General features: G+C 71.7%; 10 protein-coding genes. All 10 read right to left on the minus strand.

Going from position 1 to position 8,792, the window contains the following annotated elements; translation table 11 throughout:
* A partial coding sequence (locus ABE485_RS30560; protein ID WP_346519001.1) for a PA14 domain-containing protein occupies positions 1 to 1,878 on the minus strand: 1,878 nt, incomplete at its 3' end.
* Positions 1,875 to 4,331 (minus strand): putative baseplate assembly protein, encoded by a 2,457-nt coding sequence (locus ABE485_RS30565; RefSeq protein WP_346519002.1) that lies wholly within the window; start codon positions 4,329 to 4,331, stop codon positions 1,875 to 1,877. The genes ABE485_RS30565 and ABE485_RS30560, both read right to left, overlap by 4 nt.
* Positions 4,328 to 4,690, minus strand: a complete 363-nt coding sequence (locus tag ABE485_RS30570) for a GPW/gp25 family protein (protein WP_346519003.1) — start codon at positions 4,688 to 4,690, stop codon at positions 4,328 to 4,330. The genes ABE485_RS30565 and ABE485_RS30570 overlap by 4 nt, the downstream gene beginning before the upstream one ends.
* An 11-nt stretch (positions 4,691 to 4,701) precedes the next feature.
* On the minus strand, positions 4,702 to 5,025 hold the full coding sequence (locus ABE485_RS30575) for a hypothetical protein (RefSeq protein WP_346519004.1): 324 nt from the start codon (positions 5,023 to 5,025) through the stop codon (positions 4,702 to 4,704).
* 12 nt (positions 5,026 to 5,037) lie between these two features.
* Positions 5,038 to 5,553 carry a phage baseplate assembly protein V gene (locus ABE485_RS30580; protein ID WP_346519005.1) on the minus strand — a complete coding sequence of 172 codons (516 nt, stop codon included), beginning with the start codon at positions 5,551 to 5,553 and terminating at the stop codon, positions 5,038 to 5,040.
* Entirely contained in the window at positions 5,550 to 6,677 is a 1,128-nt protein-coding gene (locus tag ABE485_RS30585; protein ID WP_346519006.1) for a hypothetical protein, read from the minus strand. The genes ABE485_RS30580 and ABE485_RS30585 overlap by 4 nt, the downstream gene beginning before the upstream one ends.
* Positions 6,670 to 6,999 (minus strand): LysM domain-containing protein, encoded by a 330-nt coding sequence (locus ABE485_RS30590; protein ID WP_346519007.1) that lies wholly within the window; start codon positions 6,997 to 6,999, stop codon positions 6,670 to 6,672. Before ABE485_RS30590 ends, ABE485_RS30585 begins: the two co-directional genes overlap by 8 nt.
* Positions 6,996 to 7,649, minus strand: a complete 654-nt coding sequence (locus tag ABE485_RS30595) for a hypothetical protein (protein WP_346519008.1) — start codon at positions 7,647 to 7,649, stop codon at positions 6,996 to 6,998. Before ABE485_RS30595 ends, ABE485_RS30590 begins: the two co-directional genes overlap by 4 nt.
* Positions 7,646 to 7,915, minus strand: coding sequence for a hypothetical protein (locus ABE485_RS30600; protein WP_346519009.1), 270 nt, complete (start codon positions 7,913 to 7,915; stop codon positions 7,646 to 7,648). The genes ABE485_RS30595 and ABE485_RS30600 overlap by 4 nt, the downstream gene beginning before the upstream one ends.
* An 8-nt stretch (positions 7,916 to 7,923) precedes the next feature.
* The coding region (locus ABE485_RS30605; RefSeq protein WP_346519010.1) for a DUF4157 domain-containing protein at positions 7,924 to 8,792 on the minus strand (869 nt) is incomplete at its 5' end.

Genomic DNA, 8,792 nt, shown 5'->3' on the forward strand with positions numbered 1-8,792 from the left:
CTCGACTTCCCGCTCTGCGCTGGCGCCGTCGCTCCCCACGCGCACGCCGGCCAGCGGAACGCCGCGCAGCAGCCGCGCGCGCGGCGCGGCGTTGGCGGCGTCGTCCTCGGCCAGGACGAGGCCGGTCACGGCCAGCACGCGGCCCTCGGGCAGGTCGGGTTCATACGCGCCCAGCACCAGCTCGTGGCCTTGGGTCAATCCGGAGGCCGGCCGCAAGCCCCAGTCCAGCGGCTCGGATTCGCCATAGGCGGTGGTTTCGCGCAGGGCATGGTTGAACAGTTCGCGCACGCTTTCGCCGCGCAGCGTCAGGCGGGTGGTGGGGCCCGCCAGCGCGAAGCCCTCCCGCGCATCGGGCTTGGCGTCGGCGATGCGGTAGAGCTCTTCGTAGCCGGGCATCGACAGCACGGCCCAGCCGCCCGGCATCCATTTCGGATAGGCGGCGTCCAGGTGCACGCCGTGGACATCGGCGGGATACAGGCTTGCGGCGGGGATGGCCTGGCGGGGCTGGCCGGGGGCGGTCCACGCAAGCGAGATCGTGGCGTCGCCGCCGGCCTCGTAGTAATCGATGCGGATGTCGTGCTTGCGCCCGGCCGTGAGGCGGGCGCTGGCGCTGTACTCGGTGGGCGACTGTTCGCGCCATTGATCGATGAGCAGTTCACCGTCGATCCACAGCCGCACGCCGTCGTCGGCCGTGACGTGGAAGACATGGCTGCCGCTGGCGGACGCGAGCACCCAGCCCGTCCAGCGCACGCTGAAGTTGTCCGCGGGCATGCCGTCGCCGGGGCCGCCCGCGCCCCAGTGAAAATCGAGCTGCGCGTCCGTGCGCGTCATGACGCGCTGGCCGTAGGCCTTGCCGCGGTAGTACTCGCCATACAGGCCCGTGCCGGGGGCGCTGGTTCCGGGCGGGTCGGAAACGTCGGCCAGGGTGAAGCCGGGCCACTGCGGAAACTGGCTGAACGAGGGCTTGGCGTCGTCGGCCATGCCCAGATAGGCCGCGCGCAGCGTGGACGGCATGGCGCGCCAGTCGGGCGCGTTGTAGCCGAACAGGCGTGCCTGCGCGCGCAGGGCATGGCAGCGCGGATTGCGCTGCGCCGGCTGCACGTGGGGCGCGGCGCTGCCCAGGCCCCGGTCCAGCGAGATGAGCGTGTAGGCCGGCGCGCCATCCTCGCCCGGGCCGGGCGTGAACTCGCGGACCTGCGTCAGGCGCCTGAAATCCCAGTTCTCGTTGCCCGCGTCGCGCAGGCGTTCGTCGCCCACGATGAGCACGGCGTCGCCGGCCTTCAGGCGGGTGGCGGCGCCGCCCAGGCACAACGTGCGCGCGCCGAAACGCGGCGGCGTCGGTTCGCGCCAGGCCAGCTCCAGCGCGTTCCAGGCGGCGCGGGCCTCCACGGCCTGCAGGGTCTCGAAGGTCTGGGCCCGTTCGTCCTGCGCGGGAACGCTCTGCGCGCGCGTCCAGGGTTCGACGCGTGCCCGCAAGGGGGCGCCAGGCGCCGTTTCCAGGGTGAACGCCAGCCACGTCGTGGCGGCCACGCCGGGCCGCAGTTCGTAGCCGATGGCGCGCGCCAGCGACTGCACCGACCGGCGTTCCGTCGCGGTGCGCAGATAGCCTTCGTTGCCGATGCGCTCCTGGTAGAACGCCAGCACGTCCAGCACCGCCGCCCAGGCATCGAACAGCGCCAGCACGGGGTCGTCGCGGTCGCGCGTGGTCAGCGCCGCCAGGGGCTGCGAGCGGGCCAGGTCGGCGGTGAGGCTGGCCAGGAAACGTCCATGGGTGCCGATGCGCAGGCGCAGCGCGGGCTGTCCGGGCGGATTGGCCTGGTCGGACGGCGTCAGCGCGGGCTGGCCGGCGCAGCAGCCGCAATCGGCGGGAGTGGTCATGAGCCGCCCTCCACGATGAAATCGATGCGGCCGTTTTCCGGGAAGTTGGGATCGCCGTCGGCACGCAGCACTTCCAGGGACGCCGCCAGAATGCGGCCGCTGTCCAGTTCGCCCGCGGGCTCGCGGCCCCAGCGCTGGAAGCGTTCCGCGCGAGCCGACGCCACGCCGGGCACGGCCATCGCCGCGCTCATCAACGCGGACAGCGCCAGCGGCGTGCCGAAGGTGTAGCGGTCGGGATGGAAGAAGCCGGGCCTGCCCGCACGGTCCAGGCCCGCGCTGAAGGCGTCGCGCAGCGCGGCCTTGACGTCCGCGGCGAAGTGGCCGGGCGCGGCGCAGACACGCACCAGGATATCCAGGGGAACATGGACCGGGTCGGAGAACTCAAGATCCTGCCCGGCCAGCCGGAAGCGTTCCATGAAAGCCCGCATCATCGCGCGGAACGGCGCATCCATGTCCAGGCCGCCGCGCCGGTCGACGGTCAGGAACACGGTGTGCCAGCTTCCTGTCCAGCGCAGCCGCGCGGCTGCGCGCTGCACCTGCGGATGGCGTTCGGCCAGGCGCGCATAGTCGTCGGCGGTGACCGCGCGCTCCTGCACGCGGAAGGCTTCCGGGGCATTGAGCTTGATCGCGTCCGCGGGCTCGGGCGCCGCGCCGCCTTGCGCGGGCATCGGGTTGCGCACGCGGGAGACGCCCAGCATCAGGTCCGGGTCGTCGGTGACCAGCGCGCCGATGGCGTTGGCGCCCACGTTCCCGCCAGGCCCGCCGCCCAGCCGGTAGCGGGCAAGCAGGCGTTCGCCCGCCACGGGCGCCGCGCCGTAGCGGTTGTCGCCGAAGCGCAGCCACGCGGCGCCGTCCGCTTCCGTTTCGACGACGAACTCGCGCGCATCGCGGGCGCTGGCGAGCAGGCTGCGCTGCGGGGCCCAGGGCACGCTGGCGGGCGCCGGGACATCGCCGGGCTGGTCGGGGTCGTCGGCCTGCAACGCCATTGCGCTGGGCAGGGCGCGGCGCGGATCCTGGGCCAGCGCCGCACCGGCGGACAGCGCCGCGCTGGCGGCCAGCGCATGCCGATAAGGTTCGGCGCAGGCCAGCCCCGCGTCCGGCAGACGGGGGCGGTACGGACGCACGGCCGGGTCGTCCCGCGCCGTCGCCGTGTCCGGCAGCAAGGCCGTCCAGTCCCGCCGCATGCCATGGTCGGCCAGCACGACATTGCCCAGCGCCACGGACACCGCCTGCTTGACCAGCGCGCCGCCTTGCTCGAATTCGCGGCTCACGCACAGCGGGAACGGCAGCGCGTCGTCGACGTGCCAGGCGATCAGCAGCAGGTCGGTGCCGGTCAGGTCGTCGCGCCCGATGCGCGTCTCGGTCAGCCGCACGGCGTGGCGGTGGGCGCGGTCGGCGTCGGCCGCGCGGCCGGTAAGCGGTCCGACGGTTTCCTCGAACAGCAGCACGTCGCCGCGCGCCAGCGCCAGGGGCGGATCGTTGACCAGCGCCGCCTGCGTCTGGCCGCGCGGCAGGCAGTAGGCGGGATCGGCGAAATCATGCAGGGCGATGCGGCTGTGGGCGGCGCGCAGCGTCAGGGCGTGCAGGGTCTCGAAGACCTCCACGCCCGGCGCCGGCAGTCCGTCCAGCGCCTCGCGGCGGCGCACGGGCGCGGCCAGCGCCGCTTCGGCGGAACTGGTCAGCAGAGCGGCGCCGGCGGGCACGACGCGTCCGTCGCCCTGGGCGTTCGCTTCGAACGCGACGTAGACGCGCGCGTTGCAGCCGTCGTTCAGGGGATAGTCCAGCAGGCGCGCATGGCGGCGCAGCGAGGTCCGACGGCGCGCGGTGTCCAGATAGGCTTCGGTGGCGGCCGCGTCCTGGGCATAGGAAAGATGGTCGGCCGCATACGCCAGCGTTTCGACCAGCGCGACGGTGAAGTCGGCGGGATTGCGCTCGGTGAAGTCCGGCATGCTCTGCGACAGCCGGTCCAGCATCAGCCGGCGGAAGCTCTCGTAGTCCTTGGCCAGGTAGTCCAGCAGGGGTTCGGGTGGCGCGGCGGGGTCGCACGCATGCGTGTCGGCGCAATCGAACTCCGACGGGCAGCCGGCCTTGAAGTTGATCTCGATGGTGGACAGGCACAGGTCGAATCCCGGCGCCGGCGCGTCCGGATCGGCGGGGTCGACCAGCGCCAGCGTGTACCACGAGAAATCGCCGGCCTTGTCCACCGTCAGCAGGATTTCGTTGCCCGAAAGCACCGGGTCCGCGGCCAGCGCGATGCCGCGGATGCGCGCGCCGCCTTCGATGCGCACGTGCGCGCGGCCGATGCCCGACACCGGATGCGCGCACACCACGCGCAGCGTGCGCTGGTCGGCCGCGTCGATTTCGACATAGGCGATGCCGTTGTCGCCGGGCGGCTGCTGGGCGCGCAGCAGCTGCAGGCGGCGCGGATGCGCGCTGCGGAACTGGCGGTTCATGGCAGGTCCCGGGTAAAGCGCGCCAGGCGGCGCTGCTGGCCCTGGCGCATCACGTACTGCACCTCCACCTGCAAGACCGCGTCGCGGCTGGACACGTTGACGGCCTCCACGGCGATGCGTTCGCCCAGCCACTGCTGCAGCGCGCCCTGCACGCTCATCTGCACCGCGGCCGCCAGCGTGTCGCTGTTGGGCGCGAACACCAGCTGCAGCAATCCGCAGCCGAAATCCGGCCGGTTGACGCGTTCGCCGGGCACGGTGAACAGCACCTGTTCGATCATGTCGCGCACATGCGTGGCGTCGTCGGCGCCGCGGCTGCGTCCGCGTTCGTCAGGCGTGAAGGGAAAGCGCAGGTAGGCCATGGCGATCGTCCTTACATGCCCACCACGCGCGGCTGCGCCTGCAACGCCATGAGGGGCGTGCCGGTCGGCATGCAGACCGAGGCGCCGGTCTGCAGGGCGGCCGGCTGCCCCGCGATCAGCACGCGCGTGGCGCCGCTCAGCCACATTCCCGTGACGCAAGGGCCGTTGCCCGAGGGCGGCGGCGGGAAGGTGCAGCCGGCGATGGAATAGGTGGAAAGTATCGTCACGGCGGGATGGCCCGACAGCAGCACGCGCGGATTGGGCGCCACGGGCAGGGCCTGGCCGCCGTGCGAGCACAGCACGGTGGCGCCGAGATGCAGCAGGGGTCCGGGCATGGTGCGTTCTCCTCAGGTCACCGTCAGGGCGCCCTGGTTGATGTTGACCACGGGGCCGGCCAGCATCACCGTGGCGCCCTGTCCGTTGGACAGGGTGATGCCCACGTCGCTGATCGAGATCATCGCGCCCGTCTTGGTCTTGAGCAGGATGCCGCCCGTGGGGCCGGGCAGGTCGGAAATCATCAGCGTGTTCTGCCCGCCGGTCTGCAGCACGATGCTGGGCGATACCGGCAGGCCCGCCAGCGCCAGCGCGGGCACCTCGGCCGCGGATCCCCAGAAGCCGCCGACCCAGATGGGATAGTCGGGCTTGCCCTGCTCGAATTCGACCCACACGCCCGCGCCGACCTGCGGCAGCACGAAGGCGCCGCTCTGCTGGCCGGCGAAGGGCACGCACGGCAGGGCCCAGCTGGAAATGCCCAGGCCCAGCACGTCGGGCACCTGCACCTGCAGGCGGCCCATCTGCATGGGATCGATGTTGCTGATCACCACGCCGCGGAATTTGCCGTAGTGGCGTTGCGGTTCTGTCATGGAGGCACCAGGGGCAAGGTCGAAATCAGGCCGTTGCGGGCCAGCGAGAATTGCTGCCGGAATTCGCCCGCCTTGAGCGAGCTGTCCACGCGCTTGACGTAGTACAGGCCATCGAACGCCAGCCCCGCGCCGCGCACGCCCACCAGCTGGCGCGACTTGAGCACGTGGCCGTAGCGCAGCACGTTGAGCGCGCCGTCGGCGGTGACCGCGTCGGCGGACGTGCCCGCGGCCATGGCAAGCCCGCGTCCCAGCGCGGCGGCGGGCGACAGCTTCGCGGTTTCCTTGAGCAGCGTCAGGCCCTTGGCCATCGGCGGCAGCAGGCCCAGCGGCGGGCTGGCCAGGCTGACGTCGGGCACGGGCAGGGGAATCGGGAACTTGGTCAGCGGATTCTGGATGAAGATGACGGGCAGGGCCGCGTCCGACTGGTTCACCGAAAACGACAGGGACTCGACGTTGCTGTTCACATCCATGCCCAGGCTCAGCGCGGGCTGCACCGGCCCCAGGCGGATCTCGGGCCCCCAATAGGCCACGTTCGCGCCGGGCAGCGGGCCGGGCTCGATGTAGAACACGTGGCCGACCTCGGCCGCGAGCTGGCGCACATAGGCCAGGTCGGTGCCTTCGTGCAGGGGAATGCGTTCGACCGGGATGGGCACGTCGGTGAAGGGCGACGGCACGATCAGCGGCAGCATGCCGTACAGCGCGTAGCGCCCGACAATGGCGGCCACGCGGGCGGGCGGCGGCATCGCGGGATAGGGCAGGCCGCTCATGTCCTGCTTGTCCATCGCAATGGTCAGGTCCTCGCCGGTGACGGTCAGGCGCGACTGGCCGGGGGCATTGCCGTCGGTCAGTTCCTGGCGCGTGACCAGCCCGTCCATCAGCACGGTGGGCAGTCCGTTCAGCGTCGCGATCAGGATGACCCGCAGCCAGGGCACCTGGCCGCCGGCGATCACCAGCAGCGCGTGCAGCGGCGAACGGTTGCTGATGGCGAAGGTGAGCTGGAAGCCGCCGGGTCCGTCCGCGGACGACGAGACCTCGGCGCTTTCCAGCCCGTCCATCAGCGGCCGCGGCGCGGGCACGGGCAGGCCGGGCCCGACCAGCAGCGTCAGGTGCACGCCGTTAAGCATCGCCGGCCCCCATGGCCGCGCCCAGCGCGGCGGGCAGCGTGACGCGCAGGCTGCGGCCGGGCTGCTCCAGCGCCGCGGGACGCGGCGCGTCGTTGCCGTCGGCCAGGCGCCAGAACTGCAGCGGGTCGCCCAGCGCCACGGCGGCCAGCCGGTCCAGGCGGTCGCCCGGCGCGACGCTCAGCTCGCCCACCGGAGTCAGCGCGGCCGGATCGGGAAGAAAGCGGCGGCGCAGGTAGACCAGCGGCCTGCCGTCGGCGCCGGGCATTTCGGCGGTGGGCACGTCGTGATAGCGGCTGTTGGCCGGAAAGCGCTGGATGCTCATGGCAGGGACTCCAGGCCGACCGATCCCAGGTCGCCCAGCCCGGCCATGGCGGCCAGCCGCTCTTTGCGCTGCTGGTACACCAGGTAGAGGTGGCCGCCCTTGTCGCCGAACCCCAGGTCGCCCACATGCAGCACCCGCAGGCCCAGCGACACCTTGGCGCGGATGGGGTTCAGGCGGGCGTCGAAGGCTTCTTCCGTGATCGAGAAATCGGTCACGCGCACCGGCACCACGCGCTCGCGGCTCCAGACGAAGAGGCTCAGCGGCGCCACGGTGGGCGCGATTTCCAGGGTGCCCAGGTTGGCGATCTGGTTGTTGCGGATGAGCGCGGCGCTGTCCGGATAGACGATCGTTTCCAGCGCCGCAAGCTGGGCGTGGATGCCCGTGTCGCGCGCCTGGGGATGGGCGTCCGGGAACTCGAGCTGGTCGGTGGCGTCGAGTTCGGCGTCGAGCTTGATCGTCTCTGCAGGCGGACCCTTCAGGCGCAGCGGCTCGGCCGCCGCGCCGCCATCGTCGACGGTCTGCGGCTGCAGCGACCGCGTCAGCGTCTCGGGGTTGTACTGCAGCGAGATCACGCGCTGCACGGCGCCGCTGGCCGGGTCGATGAGGATGATGCCGCCGCGCAGCAGGCGGGGCGAAAGCGGCCCGCTCATGGATAGGCCTGCGGTTCGGCGGCGTTGCGCACGGCGGTCACCTTCTGCGCGCCCACCAGCGATTCGGGCCAGTGGCGCGCGGCGCTGAACAGCTCGGGGCGATAGTCGAATTCCAGCACATAGCGCGATGCCGGCATCCGCGCCACGCATTCCAGTTCCACGGCGCGCAGCTTGCCGGGAGGCTCGTCGACCAGGGTGACGTCCGCGTAGCGCGTCTGGCACAGGTCGAGCACTTCTCCCACGGTCTTTCCCACCCAGTCTTCCATGGCGGCTCCTAGATCAGATTCATGCTTTTCGGGACGGCGCTGGCGTCGTCCGGCCGGCAGGCGCGGTAGTAGCAGATCCCGCAGCCGTCGATGGAAGCCCGCACGGCGGTTTCGACCTTTTCCTGGAAGGTGCCGGATGCGGCCGCGAACGCGTCGTTCCAGCGCGTCTTGAAGTCGATGTTGCGCTTGCGGCAGTCGTACACGGCTTCGTAGTCCTGGATGTTCAGGGCGTAGTTGCAGCTTCCGGCGCCCACGTACTTCACCCAGCCCTGGTTGCCGGCCATGAAGTTGGCCACGTCGCCGCCGGAAAAGCTCACGCCCAGCTTGGACTTTTCGGACTTGCTGTACGGGTGGGTATGGAACGTGCCCAGCGTGTAGTCGCCTTTCTGTTCGGCCGGCAAACTGATGCTGCCCCCGCCGCCCGAACCGGTGCGGATGACGCGCTTGCCGTCCTTGTCGGACACGATGCGGCCGCCATGTTCGGTGACGGTGTCTTCGCCGTGGCCGGACTTGGACCAGGCTTCGTTCACCGCGTCGAACACATCATTGGGCATGGCGTGCGTGGCGGGGCACTTGCGCGCCTCGGCCTCGGCCACGCGCAGATCGCCCATGCCCGCGCGCGGCACCGTCTGCGACGCCGTGCCGCGCGCGGCGGCCGGCAGGGCAAGGGCGCTTGCGGCGCGGTCGGCCTCGGCCTCCAGCGGTGAATGCGCGGGCCCCAGTTCAAGCGGCAGGCCCGGGCGATAGCGCCCCTGCTGCTGGACCACGTGCGCCAGCTCGTGGGCGAGCAGGGCGCGGCCCTGGCGCGTACCCGGCGCATAGCGGCCGGCGCCGAACGCCACGTGGGGGCCGACGGTGTAGGCCTGCGCGTTCAGGG

It is taken from the genome of Achromobacter spanius (genome assembly GCF_039673305.1).
In the GTDB taxonomy this organism is placed as follows: Bacteria; Pseudomonadota; Gammaproteobacteria; order Burkholderiales; family Burkholderiaceae_B; genus Achromobacter; species Achromobacter spanius_F.